This window comes from Pseudomonas sp. EA_65y_Pfl2_P74 (assembly GCF_963970575.1).
Taxonomy (GTDB): Bacteria; Pseudomonadota; Gammaproteobacteria; order Pseudomonadales; family Pseudomonadaceae; genus Aquipseudomonas; species Aquipseudomonas baetica_A.
Map to the genome: position 1 here is coordinate 22,829 of NZ_CAXAOQ010000010.1, position 17,531 is coordinate 40,359.

The 17,531-nt window shown below is 62.4% G+C and carries 5 protein-coding genes; 3 read left to right on the plus strand and 2 right to left on the minus strand.

Features of this window, described 5'->3' with window-relative positions; translation table 11 throughout:
* Positions 1-27: 27 nt before the first annotated feature.
* From dsbD to dsbG, 3 genes are read left to right on the plus strand one after another with little or no spacing between them, the layout of a single operon-like run.
* Positions 28-1,761, plus strand: coding sequence for a protein-disulfide reductase DsbD (gene dsbD / locus AACY18_RS09975; RefSeq protein ID WP_339464779.1), 1,734 nt, complete (start codon positions 28-30; stop codon positions 1,759-1,761).
* The gene (locus AACY18_RS09980) at positions 1,761-2,630 is read left to right on the plus strand and encodes a TlpA disulfide reductase family protein (RefSeq protein ID WP_339431240.1); all 870 of its coding nucleotides are present in this window, start codon (positions 1,761-1,763) and stop codon (positions 2,628-2,630) included. The genes dsbD and AACY18_RS09980 overlap by 1 nt, the downstream gene beginning before the upstream one ends.
* Complete coding sequence (dsbG, locus tag AACY18_RS09985; protein WP_221729151.1) at positions 2,606-3,376, plus strand: thiol:disulfide interchange protein DsbG; 771 nt, start codon at positions 2,606-2,608, stop codon at positions 3,374-3,376. Before AACY18_RS09980 ends, dsbG begins: the two co-directional genes overlap by 25 nt.
* A 108-nt stretch (positions 3,377-3,484) precedes the next feature.
* Here dsbG and AACY18_RS09990 read toward each other — a convergent pair whose 3' ends face one another.
* Both AACY18_RS09990 and AACY18_RS09995 read right to left on the minus strand, forming a co-directional pair.
* Positions 3,485-4,300, minus strand: coding sequence for an alpha/beta fold hydrolase (locus tag AACY18_RS09990; protein ID WP_339431239.1), 816 nt, complete (start codon positions 4,298-4,300; stop codon positions 3,485-3,487).
* 121 nt (positions 4,301-4,421) lie between these two features.
* Positions 4,422-17,420 (minus strand): non-ribosomal peptide synthetase, encoded by a 12,999-nt coding sequence (locus AACY18_RS09995; RefSeq protein WP_339464781.1) that lies wholly within the window; start codon positions 17,418-17,420, stop codon positions 4,422-4,424.
* Positions 17,421-17,531: the final 111 nt, after the last annotated feature.

The following is a 17,531-nucleotide window of genomic DNA, read 5'->3' on the forward strand; positions in this document are numbered from 1 at the left end:
TCACTTGCACAGGGACAAGGCTCCTACATGCGTCATTTCTTTCTACTGTTTGCGCTTCTGATTTCGAGTCTGGCCCAGGCAGGAAACAATCCATTTGAAACAAAACCCGAGTTTCTACCGGTCGACCAGGCGTTCGCGCTCACGTCCGAACGCCTGGAATCCGGTGAAACCCAGCTATTCTGGCAAATTACAGACGGCTACTACCTGTACCAGAAACGCCTGAAATTCGACGGGCTGACGGCCGAACAGCAGCCGGCACTGCCCGAGGGCGAATCCCACAGCGACGAGTTTTTCGGTGAACAACCGGTGTATCGCCAAGGGCTGGAGGTAAAAATTCCTGCGGCGGCCACCGGTCAAATCAAAGTCAGCTACCAGGGCTGTGCCGATGCGGGCTTGTGTTATCCGCCGCAAACCCGGGTCATCGACCTCGGGGGCGAAGCGCAAACCAATGCGAGCGCCGAGGCACCGGATCAAGCCCTGGCCAGCAGCCTGCAACAACGGGCGCTGGGCTGGAGCCTGCTGGTGTTTTTCGGCCTTGGCCTGCTATTGGCGTTCACCCCTTGCACATTGCCGATGCTGCCCATCCTGGCCGGGATGATTGTCGGCAGTGGCGCGACGCCACGTCGCGGTTTCGCGCTGGCCAGCAGTTATGTGATCTGCATGGCACTGGTGTATGCCGCGATGGGCGTGATCGCCGCACTGCTGGGGGCGAACCTGCAGGCCTGGTTGCAAAATCCTTGGCTGCTGGGTGCCTTCGCCGCCGTGTTCGTGGTGCTGGCATTGCCGATGTTCGGTTTCTTTGAACTGCAATTGCCGGTCGCGCTGCGGGACCGACTGGAACACGCTTCGCGCAGCCGCACCGGTGGCAGCCTGATTGGCGCGGGTGTACTCGGCGCGCTGTCCGGTTTGCTGGTGGGCCCCTGCATGACCGCGCCACTGGCCGGTGCGCTGCTGTACATCGCACAGAGCGGTAACGCCCTGCATGGCGGTCTGATTCTGTTCGCGCTGGGGATCGGCATTGGCGTACCGCTGTTGCTGCTGGTGACGGTCGGCAATCGCTTCCTGCCAAAACCCGGTGACTGGATGAACCTGCTCAAAGGCGTGTTCGGCTTCCTGTTCCTCGCCACCGCATTGTTGATGTTGCGCCCGGTGCTGGATCCGTCTTTGTGGCAGGGTTTGTGCGGTGCCCTGTTGTTGATCGCCGCTTATAGCGCCTGGAAACAATCCGACGGTTATGGCCGGGTTGCCCAGATGTTCGGTGCCACGTCCTTGCTGCTCGGGTTGTGGGGCAGTTTGCTGGTGATCGGCGCCGCTGGCGGCAGCGACGATCCGTACCAGCCGTTGCAGGTCTACAGCGCCGGCCGTGTCACCAACGCCGCAACGAGTGGCCATGACGCGTTCACCACTCTCAAGGATCCGGCGGCACTGCAACGCGAACTGGATACCGCCAAGGCCCAGGGCCAGTGGGTGCTGCTCGATTACTACGCCGACTGGTGCGTGTCGTGCAAAGTCATGGAAAAGCAGGTGTTCGGCAAGGACAAGGTGATGCAGGCACTGAGCGATGTGCGCCTGCTGCGACTGGATGTCACCGCCGACAACGCCGCCAGCCGTGAACTGCTCGGTCGCTACAAAGTACCGGGACCACCCAGCTTCGTGTGGATCGGCGCCGACGGCGAGGAACGCCGTAGCCAGCGCATTACCGGTGAAGTCGATGCCGATACGTTCCTGCAACGCTGGACCGCCACCCGGGACGCCAACTGATGCTGACCTTCACCCTCGGCACGTTTGCCATCGCGCTTAATCACCTGCTGCTGATCAGTGCATTGGCACTGGCAACCTTTGTTGGCTGGCGGGTGGCCAAGCGTGGTGGCGATAACCCCGAGTCAGCGTTGTTCTGCCTGTTTCTGCTCGGCATACTCGCGGCCCGCATCGCATTTGTCGCCATGTACTGGAGCCACTATCGCAATGATCCGTGGCAGATCATCGACCTGCGCGATGGTGGTTTTCTTGCCTGGCCGGGGGTGATCGTATTGCTGTTGGCGGCGCTGTATCGTGGCTGGCGTCGCCCGGGGGCGCGTCGACCGCTGGGGTTCGGCGTCGCCAGCGGCGTGGCCTTCTGGCTGCTGGCGACCTTGTCGTTGAATATCTACGAACAAGGTACCCGCTTGCCGGACATCTCTCTGCGCAACGCGGCCGGGGAGACCATCAAACTCAGCGACTATCAGGGCGGGCCACTGGTGATCAACCTGTGGGCGACCTGGTGCCCGCCCTGCCGGCGGGAGATGCCGGTACTGGAAAGTGCCCAACAGCAACGCCCCGATTTGACCTTCCTGTTCGTCAATCAGGCCGAAAGCATGCAGAGCGTGGCGACGTTTCTCGAAACCCAGGGTCTGAGCCTGAGCAACGTGTTGTTCGACCGTGGCGGCCGCCTGGGTCAGGCCGTGGGTTCCATGGCATTACCCACTACCCTGTTCTATAGCCCTGACGGCCGGCTGTTGGCCAGTCATCTGGGCGAACTGTCCAACGCCAGTCTGGCCCGCGCCCTGGAAAACTTCGACGCCCCGAACCGAGCCACAGGCCCGGCCACCTCTGCAAGGAAACTGCCATGCACCGCCTCCGCCACCTGCTGACGCTGACCCTGGGCACAGCCCTGCTCCACCTGCCGTCCGTTCAGGCCGCTGAAGAGTTACCGGCCGCGATCAAAAAGATCGAAGCCAAAGGCGCAAAAATCGTCGGCCAGTTCGACGCCCCGGACGGCTTGCGTGGTTATGCCGCGCAATACCAGAACCGTGGCATGGCGCTGTACCTGACCCCGGACGGTCAACACGTTTTGCTGGGCAACCTGTACGACGCCGACGGCAAGGACCTGAGCAGCGAACCGCTGCAAAAACTGGTCTACGCGCCGATGGCCAAGGAAGTCTGGGCCAAGTTTGAAGCGAGCAACTGGATTCAGGACGGCAACAAGGATGCACCCCGCACGGTGTACCTGTTCAGCGACCCGAACTGCCCGTATTGCAACATGTTCTGGGAACAGGCACGGCCGTGGGTCAACTCCGGCAAGGTGCAATTACGGCACATCATGGTCGGGATCATTCGCGAAGACAGCCCGGGTAAATCTGCTGCGCTGCTGGCCGCCAAGGATCCGGCAAAGGCCCTGCAAGACCACGAAAAGGCAGGCAAGGGCAGTTCGCTCAAGGCGTTGAAAGACATCCCGGCGGCGGTGCAGACCAAACTGGCGGCAAACATGCAGTTGATGGAAGACCTGGACCTGCAAGCCACGCCAGCGATTTTCTATATGGACGACAAGGGCGAACTGCAACAGCAACAAGGCGCGCCGACGCCGGACAAGTTGGCGAAGATTCTTGGGCCTAAATAACACTGGACATTGTTGAGGCTACTGCCCCTTCGCAAACGAGCCCGCTCCCACAGTGGAATGCCATCCTTCTGTGGGCGCGGGCTCGCTCGCGAAGAACGATGACGCGGTCTAACCGTTGCGCTCACTCAGGAAGTTGAACAGCACTTGAGTCACAAACGCCGGATTCTCCAGATTGGAGATATGCCCAGCCTCTGGCACCAGTACCCACGGGCAACCAATCAGCTCTGCCATTTCCTGCGCTTCCGACGGTGGCCGTGGTTTGTCCTGATCGCCGCACAGCACCAGTGTGGTCGCTGCATTCAGCTCACCCAAACGCGGCAACAGGTCATCACGACCAAAGGTGATGCGCCCCATCGGCACGATGCTTTCGCGTAGCCGGTCAGCGGTGTAAGCCGCGAGTTTTGCGCGAAAACCCTGATACAACGCCGACTGCGGATCAATGCCCGGCCGGAAGAAGATCGGCACGACGATGTCGAGCAACTGTTCAGAGATTTCCCCGGTTTCCTCGATCTGTTTAAACAGCGAGAAGTAGTACTGACGGGTGGGTTCGGGTTCGACGCCAACGTAAGTGTCCATCAGCACCAGCCCCTTGAGCCGCTGCGGTGCCGACAGCGCCAGACGCACGCCCCACATGCCACCCACCGACAGCCCGACCAGCGTGACCTTGTCGATGCCCAGATGATCGAGCAACGCCTGCGCCTGACGGGCAATGTCATCCAGCGACTGAGTGCCATCGGGCAGCCGCCCGGATTCGCCATGGCCCCACAGATCCAGCGCAATCACTCGATAGTGCGGCGATAACGCGGCGATCTGCGGCGCCCACATGGCCTGGTCCCACAAATAGCTGCCGGCCAGCAACACGGCGGGGCCTGTGCCTTGATCAATGTAATGAAGTGCTTGTCCGTCCACCGTGAAAAAGGGCATCGATTCACCTGCGCGGTAAAAAAGTGAACCGGCAGACTGAGCTGCCGGTTCGGGGTCGTCAACCTTGAAAATGTACTCGAATGTGGCGGTTGAAGTGTGTTGAGTTCAATGATGCCGGAGACTACAAACCCTCCAGCTGCGCCATCAGATCATTCAAGCGATCCACCTTCTCCTCGGTGATATCGCTGGCCGCCAGCCCCTCAATGTATTCGGCCAGCGCCTCGACCGTGCTGCACTCGAACATCGCCCGCAGCGGCACGTCGCGTTGCAGGGTTTTCTGCACCCGCGAAGCAATCTGCGTGGCCAGCAAAGAATGCCCGCCCAGCTCGAAGAAGTTGTCGCGCACGCCGACCTTCTCGACCTTCAACACCTCAGCCCAAATACCCGCCAGGGTCTGCTCAAGCTCATTGCGTGGCGCCCGATAATCGCGGCTCTGCAACTGACCGATCTCCAGCGCCGGCAACGCTTTGCGATCCAGTTTGCCGTTGCTGTTGAGCGGCAACTGCGCAAGCCACAACCAGTGCAGCGGCACCATGTACTCCGGCAATTCGCTGCGCAGGCGTTGTTTGATGCGCTCCAGACGTTCGTCGGGGTTGAGCGCGCAATCCGCCGCAACCAGATAGCCGACCAAGTGCTTGCCGTTGACGCCCTCCTGCACCCCGACCGCCGCATCGCGCAATTGCGGTTGTTCGTGCAGACGCGCTTCGATCTCACCCAATTCGATCCGGTAACCGCGAATCTTCACCTGATGATCGACGCGGCCGACGTATTCCAGCACGCCATCGCTACGCCGCCGCGCCAGGTCACCGGTGCGATACAGACGCTCGCCCGGCGCACCGAACGGATTCGGTACAAACACCGGCGCAGTGCGCAGCGGATCGCTGACATAACCGCGCCCGACCCCGGTGCCGGCCACGCACAATTCCCCCACCGCACCCAACGGCACCAGTTCCAGCGCGCCATCAAGCAGATACAGCACGTTGTTGTCGGTGGGTGTGCCGATCGGCAGATAGCTGCCGCGAGTCGAGGCCATGTCCACACGGTAGAACGCCACGTCATCGGAACATTCCGCCGGGCCGTAAGCGTTGACCAGACCGATCTGCGGGTAACGCTGCAGCCATTGGTGCGCCAGCTCCGGCGGCATCGCCTCGCCGGTCGGTAGCATCCAGCGCAGACCGTCGAGGCTCAGGTGATCCGAGGCCAGCATGCCCTGAATCAGTGACGGCACGCTCTCCAGCACAGTGATGCCCTGCACCTGCACATGCGCCAGCAAACCTTGCGGATCGTGGGCGATGGTGTTCGGCACGATGTCCACTCGCGCCCCGAACAGCGGCGCGGCGAGGAACTGCCAGACGGAAATGTCGAAGCTTTGCGAAGCGGTCTGCGCGATCACGTCGGCCTCGCTCAAATCGAGGTACGGGCGCTTGCTCAACTGGTTGTTGAGCATGCCGCGCTGTTCGACCATCACACCCTTCGGCAAACCGGTGGAGCCCGAGGTGTAGATCACATAAGCGAGGTTGTCCGGGCCACTGTGAATGCCCGGGTTTTCCATCGACGTCGCCAGGGCCTGAACCTCTTCCCAGACCAACAACCGTGGGCGGTTGGCGCAACTGAATTCGTCCAGCAAGACCTGCGCCTGTTCACGGCACGCCTCGCTGCACACCAGCACCGGCGTGCGGCTCAGTTCGATGATCCGTTGCAGACGCTGACTCGGCAGGCCCGGGTCCAGCGGCAGGTAACCGGCACCGGCCTTGAAGCCGCCGATGATCATGCCCAGCAGATCGAGGTTACGTTCGGCCAGCAACGCCACCGGTTGATCCATCTGCACGCCGGCCGCAACCAGTGCATGACCAAGGCGGTTGGCGTTGTGGTTCAGCGCCTCGTAGCTCAATTGCTGATCGAGATAACGGGCGGCGATGCGTTGCGGATGTTGCGCAACCTGCGCTTCGAACAGCGACACGTAGCTGTGCTCCAACGGATAGTCGTGAGCGCTCTGGTTGCAGCCGTGCAGCAGAAAATCTTGTTCTTCGCGACCCAGCAGCGGCAAATCGGCCATGTCACCATGGAAGCCGTCGATCAGCGCCAGCAGCAGTCGCTTGAACTCGCCGAGCATGCGCTCGACCGTCGATTCGTCGAAATAACGCTGGTCATAAGACAGGTGCAGACCGAGGTCATCGCCCGGGTAGCACACCGCCGTCAGCGGGAAGTTGGTGTGGGTGCGGCCCGAATCCGAGGTTGCATTCAGGCTCTGCGCCCGGTCCAGCACCGAGACTTCCACCGGGGCGTTTTCAAACACGAACAGGCTGTCGAACAGCGGCTGGCCTTTGGGCAATTCGCTCTGTTCCTGAATGTTCACCAGCGGCAGGTATTCGTACTCGCGCAGTTGCATGTTGCTGTCGAGCAGACCACTGAGCCACTGGCGCACGCCACAGCGCTGATCGTCCGCCGGCATCTGCACCCGCAGCGCGACACTGTTAATGAACAGGCCAACGGTGCGTTGCATCTGCGGCATGTCCACCGGACGCCCGGCCACGGTGACACCAAACAGCACGTCACGATCACCGCTCAGGCGTCGCAGCACCAGTGCCCACGCCGCTTGGGCGAAGGTGTTGATGGTCAGTTGGTGGGCCTGCGCCAGCTCACGCAGACGTGCACCGTCCTCGACATTGAGACGGGTGTAGCGGTCGCCGACGATCATGCCGCCGCTGTCACCGGCGTGTTCACGCAGGAACGGCCGGTCGCTGGGGATCGGCGTGGTGCGTTCGAACCCTTGCAGATTCTGCTGCCACCACTGCCGCGCCTCGGCCAGGCTCTGGCGTTGCAACCAAGCGATGTAATCGCGATAGCGCGGCGGCACCGACAACTGTGCTTCGCGGCCCTCGCCGAGGGCGGTGTAGATCTCGAAGAAGTCGTTCATCAACAACGAACGGCACCAGGCATCGATAAGGATGTGGTGGTTGCTCATCATGAACCAGTAACGCGCCGCGCCAACCTTGATCAGACGCAGGTGGAACGGTGCCTGATCGAGCAGATCGAAGCCGGCCTCGCGCTCGCTTTTGAGCAGCGCTTGCAGCTTGGGTTCCTGCTCGGTGTCGGCGATGGCGCTCCAGTCCAGATATTCGATCGGCGTGCGCCCCGGGGTGTGGATCACTTGCAGCATGTCTTCGCCGACGTTCCAGCAGAACGACGCACGCAACGCTTCGTGACGGGCGACCACCGCTTGCCAGGCCTGAGCGAAACGCTCGGGGTCGAGTTCGCTGTTGATGCGATAACGATCCTGCATGTAGTACAGACCGGTGCCCGGTTCGAGCAAGGTGTGCAGGAGCATGCCTTCCTGCATTGGGGTCAGCGGATAGACGTCTTCGATGTGCGCGGCCGGCACCGGCAAGGCATCGAGTTGTGCCTGGGTCAGTTTGGCCAGCGGGAAGTCCGACGGCGTCAGGCCGCCGGCCTCGCTTTGCACGCAGTGAGCGATCAGGCTTTGCAGTTCGCCGAGGTAGGCAGCGGCCAGCTCATTGATGGTCTGCGCGTTGTAACGCTCGGCGCTGAAGGTCCAGCGCAGCAGCAGTTCACCGCCATAGACCTGACTGTCGATGCTCAACTCGTTCGGCAGCGGCGCCTGTGGATCATGGGCGGCACCGACCGGCTCGTCCAGCGGACGGAACAGCGCATGACTGCCGAAACTCTGGTCGAACTGACCGAGGTAATTGAAGGTGACCGGCGCATTCGGTAACGCCGCCATGCTGCGCTGGCAGACGTCATCGGCCAGATAACGCAGCACACCATAGCCCAGACCTTTGTGCGGCACGGCGCGCAGTTGTTCCTTGATCGCCTTGATCGAAGCGCCCTGCCCGGCAGCCTCTTCGATATTGTGCGGGGTCAGGCGTAATGGATAGGCGCTGGTGAACCAGCCGACGGTGCGGGTCAGGTCGATCTCGTCGAACAGGGTTTCGCGGCCGTGGCCTTCGAGTTGAATCAGCGCCGACGGCTGACCGCTCCAGCGGCACAAGACGCGGGCCAACGCCGTCAGCAGCAGGTCGTTGACCTGAGTGCGATAGGCACGCGGCGCCGCTTGCAGCAGTTGTTGAGTGCGCTCGGCATCGAGTCGCACGCTGACGGTTTGCGCGTGACGATGGTGTTGGTCGCCCTGCGGGTTTTCGCACGGCAGGTCAGCGTTCGGGCCGGTCAGTTGCGACTGCCACCAACTCAATTCTTCACGCAGGGACTCGCTGCCCGCGTAAGCCTGCAAGCGTGCCGCCCAGTCCTTGAAGGCGCTGGTTTTCGCCGGCAGTTTCAGCGACTGCCCGTTGTCGAGTTGGCGATACACGGTTTGCAGATCGTCGAGCAATACCCGCCACGACACACCGTCAACCACCAGGTGATGGATAGCAATAAACAGACGTTGCTGCCCTTGCGGGCCGTCGACCAGCAAAGCGCGCAGCAACGGGCCGTTTTGCAGATCGAGACGGCGCTGGGCATCGGCGAACAGTGCTTCACACTTGTCCATCGACGTGACACGCACCTGCCACAACACGACCGCTTCAGACACGGGCTGATGCGTCGCTTGCCACTGGCCTGCGACTTGGCTGAAACGCAGGCGCAAGGCATCGTGCTGTTCAATCACTGCCCACAGTGCCTGCTCCAGACGATGAGGTTCCAGCCTCACGGTCGGTTCCAGCAACAACGCCTGGTTCCAGTGCTGACGCTCAGGGATGTCCGTGTCGAAAAACCAGTGCTGGATTGGCGTCATTGGCGACTCGCCAACAACCCGACCTTGTTCGGCCGTCACCTGCTGCGTGCGACTGGCCACAGCGGCCAGTGTCTGCACGGTCTGGTGCTGGAACAGATCACGCGGGCTGAAATGAATACCCTGCTGTCGCGCACGACTGACCACTTGAATCGACAGGATCGAGTCGCCGCCGAGTTCGAAGAAGTTGTCGTTGAGACCGACCCGTTCGACGTTGAGCACGTCGCACCAGATCTGCGCCAGGGTCTGCTCCAGTTCACTGCCGGGGGCGACGTAGTCCTGACGATTGAGCTCCGGATCCGGCGCCGGCAAGGCGCGGCGGTCGAGTTTGCCATTGGCCGTCAGCGGCATGCTTGCCAGCAGAATCAGGTGCGTCGGCACCATGTAATCCGGCAGTTTTGCCTTCAGATGCGACTTGAGGGCTTCACGCAGTTCGGCCTGTCTGGCTTCGACTTGATCGGCAAGCGCCGTCACCAGATAGGCCACCAATTGCTGACCGCTCGGTGTGTCCAGTGCCAGCACCACCGCTTCACGGATCGCGTCGTGATCGAGCAAGCGCGTTTCGATTTCGCCCAACTCGATACGGAAACCACGGATTTTCACCTGATGGTCGATGCGCCCCAAGTACTCCACCAGACCGTCGGCGCGCTGGCGCACCAGGTCGCCGGTGCGGTACATGCGTGCGCCATCGGTCGCAAACGGATCAGCGACAAACCGTTCGGCGGTGATGCCCGCACGGTCGTGATAGGCCTGAGCCAGTCCCGCGCCGCCAACGAACAATTCACCCGTCGCGCCTTGCGGCACCAGCGCCAGACCGGCGTCGAGAATGTAAGCGACGCGCGCGCCGATCACGCTGCCGATCGGCACGCTGCCGGCGCCTTCTTCCAGCACCTGGGGAGCGAGACTCGCCAGCGGCATGACCACGGTTTCGGTCGGGCCATAAGCGTTGAAGAACAGGCTCGGTTTGAACGCTGCACGAATGCGCTGCAGGTGTTCGCCGGTCAACGCTTCGCCACCGGTGATGATCATGCGCACCGGGAGGATGTCGTTTTGCGTCGCCAGCCATTGCGCCAACTGGCTGCCATAGCTGGGGGTAAAGCCAAGAACGTTGATGCGATGACGGCGAATCAGCCCGCAGATTTCTTGCGCATCCCACTGCCCTTGCGCCCGCAGCACAACGTGCGCACCGCTGAGCAACGGCACCAGCAGACGCTCGGTGGCGGCGTCGAAGTTGATCGAATAGAAGTGCAGCTCGCAGTCATCCGCACGCATGCCAAAACGCTCGATTACCGCGAGGCAGTGCATGACAATTTCACCGTGACTGACCACTACGCCTTTCGGTTTGCCGGTCGAGCCCGAGGTGTAAATCAGGTACGCCTGATGTTGCGGCAGGCTAATGAAGGGCAGCTCGGTGGCCGGGTAATCGGCCAGTGCGGCGCGATCATCCTCCAGGCACCAGCGCGCCACGCTCGACGGCAATGAGCCCAGGGCTTTGAACAGGGCGCGGTCACTGAGCAGCAGCCCGATGCGGCTGTCTTCGATCATGTAATGCAGACGATCGAGCGGGTATTCCGGGTCCAGCGGCACATAAGCGCCGCCGGCCTTGAGGATCGCCAGCAGGCCGATGACCATTTCCAGCGAACGCTCCAGCGCCAGACCAACCCGCACTTGCGGCCCGACGCCGCGCTCACGCAGCGCCCAGGCCAGACGATTGGCGCGGGCATCGAGTTCGCTGTAGCTCAGGGTCTGTCCGGCGAAAGTCAGGGCCGGTGCATCTTTTCGCGCCAAAGCCTTTTCGGCGAACAGGTGATGGATGCACTGATCAAGGCGATGCTCGCCCGGCTCCACGCCGAGGCTGTCGAGCAATTGCTGGCGTTCAGGTTGATCGAGTAGCGGCAGTTCGCTGAGGCGTTGTTGCGGATCGGCGATCAGTGCTTCGAGCAGGTTGCACCAATGTCTGGCCATGCGTGCGATGGTCGGCTCATCGAACAAATCCGTGCTGTAGGTCAGGCAGCAACCGAGGCGATGGTCCAGGTCGGTGACTTCCAGATTGAGGTCGAACTTGGTCGCCCGTGCATCGTTGGCCAGGTACTCGACAGTCATGCCGGCGAGCGTGCGGCTCTGTTGGAACTCCCAGCGCTGCACGTTGCACATCACCTGGAACAGCGGGTTGTACGCGGCGCTGCGCGGTGGCTGCAAGGCCTCGACCAGATGATCGAACGGCAGGTCCTGATGCGACTGGCCTTCGATCACCGTATGGCGAACCTGGTCGAACAACTCGCCGACCGACATCTGCCCGTCGAGCTGGCACCGCAGCACCTGCGTGTTGAGGAACGCACCGATCAGCCCTTCGCTTTCCGGACGAATACGGTTGGCAACCGGCGCGCCGATGCGCAGATCGGTCTGGCCGCTGTAGCGGTAGAGCAGCGTGGCGAGGGCGGCGGTCATGGTCATGAACAGGGTCAGACCGTTTTGCGCATTGAACGCCCGAACCCGTGCGGCGAGACCGTCGCTCAGATCGAAGCGAAACAGTTCACCCTGATGGCTTTGCACTGGCGGGCGCGGACGGTCGCCCGGCAATTCCAGCAGCGGATGTTCGCGGCCCAATTGCGCCGTCCAGTAGTCGAGTTGGCGCTGACGCTCGCCGGACTCCAGCCAGTCGCGCTGCCAGACGCTGTAGTCGAGGTATTGCACCGCCAGCGGTTCGAGCGGCGAATCGCGGTCATCGACGAACGCCTCGTACAACGCGCTGAGTTCGCGGGCAAAGATGTCCATCGCCCAGCCTTCGGTGACAATGTGGTGCAGGGTCAGGACGAAGTAATGTTCCTGATCGGCAGTCTTGACCAGGCAGGCGCGCAGCAGCGGGCCGTTTTCCAGGTCGAACGGCAGGTGCGCCTCTGCGTCGGCCAGTTGCTGGACGTTTTGCTCACGCACCTCAGCGGCGAGTTGGGAGAAATCCTTCCAGCCCATGCGTACACCGGTTTGGGCATGCACTTGCTGACGGGCCACGCCGTCGACGCTGGGGAACGTGGTGCGCAGGGTTTCGTGGCGCAGGATCAGCGCCTGCAATGCCGCCTCGAAATGCTCGACATGCAACACGCCCCGCAGGCGCGCCATGCCGCCGACGTTGTACGCCGGGCTGTCCGGTTCCATTTGCCAGAGGAACCACATGCGTTGCTGTGAGTAGGACAGCGGCACCGACTGACGGCGATCAACTTCAGCAATCGGCGGTTGTCGGTTGGTGCGGCCACTGACCTGGATCAGGCGAATCTGCTCGGCGAAATCGCCGAGTTCGCTGTGTTCGAACAAGGCGCGCAACGGCAGTTCGACGTCGCAGGCCTGACGAGTACGCGAGATGATTTGCGTGGCCAGCAACGAGTGGCCGCCGAGGGCGAAGAAATCGTCGCGCAGACCGATTTTCGCCAGACAGAGCACTTCGCGCCAAATGCCGGCGATCTGTTGCTCAAGCGCAGAGACCGGTTCGACGTGTTCGCGCACTTGCCATTGCGGCGCTGGCAAGGCGCGGCGATCGAGTTTGCCGCTTGGGCTCAGGGGCATTTCGTCCAGACGCATCAGTTGCGCCGGAACCATGTATTGCGGCAGTTCGGCGGCCAATGCGGTTTTCAGGCGAATGATCTGCGCGTCCTGATTTTCGCGGCCATCAAGGGCCGTGAAATAGCCAATCAGTTGCGCACCGGCGGCGGTCTCGCGCACCTGCACCACGGCTTGGGCAACGCCGTCCTGAGCGAGCAGACGCGCTTCGATTTCTTCCGGTTCTACGCGAAAACCGCGCAGTTTGACCTGCTGATCGAGACGGCCGAGGTATTCGATCACTCCATCCGACGTCCAGCGAGCGCGGTCGCCAGTGCGGTACAGCCGCGCGCCCTGCTCGCCCAATGGATCGGCCACGAAACGTTCGGCGGTCAGTGCCGGGCGGGCGAGATAACCACGGGCCAGACCGCTACCGCTGATGCACAGTTCACCGGGTACACCGGCCGGTACTGGATTGAGATCGGCGTCGAGCACACGGCAGACCACATTGCCCAGCGGTCGGCCAATCGGCGAGCGCTCGCCATCGGCGCGGGTGCAATGCCAATGGGTGACGTTGATCGCGGTTTCGGTCGGGCCATAACGGTTGTGCAGTTGCACCGCCGGCCATTGCGCGAGCACGCGGTTGCGCAGCTCCGCCGGCAAGGCTTCACCGCCAGAGAAGACCCGGCGCAGGCTGGTGCACTCGGCGCTGAGTGGCTCGTCGATAAACAACGCCAGCAGCGGCGGCACGAAGTGCAGCGTGGTCACGCCGTACTGCTGGACCAGTTGGGCGATGCGATGCGGATCGCGGTGCTCGCCGGGGCCGGCGATCAGCAAACGGGCACCGGTGATCAGCGGCCAGAAGCACTCCCACACCGACACGTCGAAACTGATCGGCGCTTTGTGCATCAGCACGTCGGTTTCGTTGAGGCGATAGCTGTTCTGCATCCACTGCAAACGTTCAGCGAGCGCCGCGTGGGTGTTGCCGACGCCTTTGGGTTGGCCGGTGGAACCGGAGGTGTAAATCACGTAGGCAAGGTTGTCGCCGTGCAGGCACAGACCCGGTGCCTGGCTTGGCCAGTTCTCCAAATGCAGCGCGTCCATGGCGATGACGCTGACACCCTCGCTGGCCGGCAAGCGGTCGAGCAGTGCGGTCTGGGTCAGCAGCAGTTCAACGCCGCTGTCGCTGAGCATGTAGGCCAAGCGATCGGCCGGATAATCCGGGTCCAGCGGCACGTAGGCGCCGCCTGCCTTGATGATCGCCAGCAGGCCGATCAACAGTTGCGGCGAACGCTCGGCGGCGATGGCCACGCAGACATCCGGGCCAACGCCTTTATCGCGCAGGTAATGCGCAAGGCGGTTGGCTTGTGTGTGCAACTGGGCAAAGTCGAGGCTGCCACCGTCCCAGATCAGTGCGCTGCGCTCGGGGGTCTGGCGTGCCTGTTCATTGAGCAGTTCCGGCAGCCATTGTTGCGCCGCAGTACACGGCGCAATGCTCCACTGTTGCTGTTGATCGTGCTCGGCGGCAGCCAACAGTTGCAGGTCGCCGATGGCTTGTTGCGGACGTTCACAGACCTCACGCAACACGTTGCTGAAATGCTCGGCCAGACGCTCGATGGTCGCGGCGTCAAACAGCTCATTGGCGTAGTCGAAGGACAGGGTCAGGCGCCCGTTGCGGTCTTCTTCGCTGTGCAGTTGCAGGTCGAACTTGGCTTCGCGGCTGTGCCACGGCAGTTCCTCGGCGAGCAGACCCGGCAGACGTTTGAGCGCACTCAGATCGCGTTGCTGGTGGTTGAACATGACCTGGAACAGGCCTTGCTCACGGGCCTGCGGGAAGGCTTCGAGCAGTTGTTCGAACGGCAGATCCTGATGGGCCTGGGCACCGAGTACGGCGTGGCGGGTCTGGGCCAGCAATTGGACAAACGACGAGCGCGAATCGACTTCCGCGCGCAGCACTTGGGTGTTGATGAAGAAGCCAATCAGGCCCTGGGTTTCCAGGCGCGGACGGTTGGCATTGGGCACGCCGATGCGAATATCACGCTGGCCGCTGTAGCGGTGCAACAGACTCTGGAAGGCCGAGAGCAGCAGCATGAACGGCGTCGCTTCGTGCGCCTGCGCGGTGTTGCGGATCGCTTCGCTGAGGCTGACGCTCAGACGCACCGTGTGTCGTGCGGCGCTATGAAGTTGCTGAGCCGAGCGCGGATGATCGGTGGCCAGTGCCAGGGTCGGATGCTCATCGCCCAACTGCGCTTTCCAGTACGCCAGTTGCCGCTCGCCCTCGCCTTGCGCCAGCCATTGACGCTGCCAACTGCCGTAGTCGGCGTACTGAGTAGGCAACGACGCGAGACGGGCGGTAGCACCTTGGGAGGCGGCGGCATACAGGCGCGAGAACTCATCGATCAGCACGTTCAGCGACCAGCCATCAGCGATGATGTGATGCATCGTCACCAGCAGTTGGTGGTCTTCGTCATCGAGACGAATCAGCTTCACCCACAGCAACGGACCTTTTTGCAGATCAAAGGGAGTGCGCGCTTCGTCCTCGCGGATTTGTTGCGCACGGGTTTCACGCGCATGCAATGGCAGATCGCTGATGTCGATCCGTTGCAGGTTGAATTGAGCCGTCACATCGACTTGCTGCAGGGCCACGCCGTCACGTTCGAAGAAGCGCGTGCGCAGGGATTCGTGGCGTTCGATCAGTTGCTCAAAGCTGCGGCGCAAGGCGTCTTCGTCCAGCTCACCGCGCAAACGCAAGGCACCGGGAATGGTGTAAGCGCTGCTTTGCGGGTCCAGTTGCCAGGTGATCCACAAACGATTTTGTGCCAGCGATTGCGCCATCGGCTCAGTGCGCGGCACAACGGCGATTGCGCCCTGAGCGTGGCCGCCATCTTCTTGCTGTTGCGCCACGGCGGCGGCAAAAGCAGACAGGGTCGGCGCTTCAAACAGCAGGCGCAGGTTCAGTTCCAGGCCGAGTGCTTCGCGAACACGGGCGATCACTTGGGTGGCGGCGATGGAGTTACCGCCGAGCAGGAAGAAGTGATCGTCGTTGTTGACCTGTTTGACGTTCAATTGCTCGGCCCAGATGTGGCCGATCAGGGCTTGCAGGTCAGTGGTTGGCACGGCCGGTTCGGTGCTTGAGGCTGCAGCCGAAGGGAACACCGCGTAGCTGTCGAGGCTGCCATCGGCCAGACGAAGGCGGCAGGCCGAGCGCTGAAGTTTGCCGCTGGACGTCTTCGGCAACGCGCCCGGATTGAGCAGCACCACCACGCTCGGTGCTTGCTGACAAGCCTCGGCCACCGCTTGGCGAATCGCGTTGATCAGCGCTTCGGGCGCCAGGACTTTCTGCACGCTGCGGCTGATTTCTGCGGCAATGCCGATGCCCTCTTCGCCATCCTGGCTGACCGCAAACGCGGCCACGCGCCCCTTGCGCACCACTTCCACTTCGCGCTCGACGATTTGCTCAATGTCCTGCGGATACAGGTTGTGACCGCGCACGATCAGCATGTCTTTCAAACGACCGGTGATGAACAGCTCACCGTCGCGGATGAAACCCAGGTCACCCGTGCGCAGCCAGGTGCGACCGGCGTGCTGAACGAAGGTCTTGGCACTGGCCTCGGGGTTGCGCCAATAGCCCTGAGCAATGCTCGGGCCGGCCGCCCAGACTTCACCGACGGCGTTATCGGCAAGTGCTTCAAGACGGGCGGGGTCGACGATCAGCACCGCATGTTCCGGCTGACTGATGCCACAACTCATGATCGGGCTGCCGTCACCCGGCTCGGCGCGGTTTTGTGCCAGCGCCTGATCGTCCACGCGCAGCGCAGCAATGCCCGTGCCGCGCGGTGTGCCGGCGACAAACAGTGTGGCTTCGGCCAGGCCGTACGAGGCCATGAAACTGTCTTCACTGAAACCGCACACGGTGAACTTTTCGGCGAAACGTTGCAGGGTGTCGAGGCGGATCGGCTCGGAGCCGGAATACGCCACACGCCAGCGGCTCAGGTCGAGACGCTCAAGCGCCGATTCGCTGACCCGTTCGCTGCACAAGCGGTAAGCGAAATCCGGCCCGCCGCTGATGGTGCCGCCGTATTGGCTGATCGCTTCGAGCCAGCGCAACGGCCGGCCGAGGAAGTACGCCGGCGACATCAGGATGCACGGCACACCGCTGAAAATCGGCTGGAGCAAACCGCCAATCAGCCCCATGTCGTGGTACAGCGGCAGCCAACTGACGATCACGTCGTCGGGGTTCACGTCGATGCCAAAACCGTGTCGGATCAGCAATTCGTTGGCCACCAGATTGCCGTGACTGACTTGCACGCCTTTGGGCAACGCGGTGGAGCCGGAGGTGTATTGCAGGAAGGCGATGTGATCCGGCGACAGGGTCGGTTCAACCCAACGCTCGGCCAGAGCGTTGTCGAGGGTGTCGACGCACAGCAACGGCGGCGCCCCTTCGATCTGCTGCAAGGCGTCACGCAGATCTGCGCTGGTCAGCAACAGACGCGGTTCGGCGTCGGCGATGATCGACAGCAATCGCGCCTGATGGTGACGACGGGCAGACTCCGGTGGATAGGCCGGTACCGCGATCACCCCCGCGTACAGACAACCAAAGAACGCCGCGACGTAATCCGGGCCGCTGGGAAACAACAGTACCGCACGATCACCGAACCCGGCTTCGGCCTGCAACGCGGCAGCAATGCTGCGTGCACGCTGATCGAGTTCGCGATAACTGAGCACCACAGCCTGCTCTTCGTTTTCGGCGAGAAAACGCAAGGCCAGTCGATCCGGCGTCAGGGCCGCGCGGCGCTGGAGGGCGTGGACCAGGGTGCTGGGGAGTTCGAACGCGTCGGTCATTGGGTGTCCTGCCTGAATTCGGCTTGCTAGTGGAATCGGGTTGCTGCGTCACGCCCTTCGAGGGCATGCAGGGCGCGGTCTACGCCGACCACGCAAGGCATGGGAATACTG

Excerpts from the sequence above, each read along its gene's own strand:
- AACY18_RS09995 (WP_339464781.1), bottom strand. The coding sequence starts at position 17,420 with ATGACCGACGCGTTCGAACTCCCCAGCACCCTGGTCCACGCCCTCCAG.
- AACY18_RS09980 (WP_339431240.1), top strand. The coding sequence starts at position 1,761 with ATGCTGACCTTCACCCTCGGCACGTTTGCCATCGCGCTTAATCACCTG.
- dsbG (WP_221729151.1), top strand. The coding sequence starts at position 2,606 with ATGCACCGCCTCCGCCACCTGCTGACGCTGACCCTGGGCACAGCCCTG.
- AACY18_RS09990 (WP_339431239.1), bottom strand. The coding sequence starts at position 4,300 with ATGCCCTTTTTCACGGTGGACGGACAAGCACTTCATTACATTGATCAA.
- dsbD (WP_339464779.1), top strand. The coding sequence starts at position 28 with ATGCGTCATTTCTTTCTACTGTTTGCGCTTCTGATTTCGAGTCTGGCC.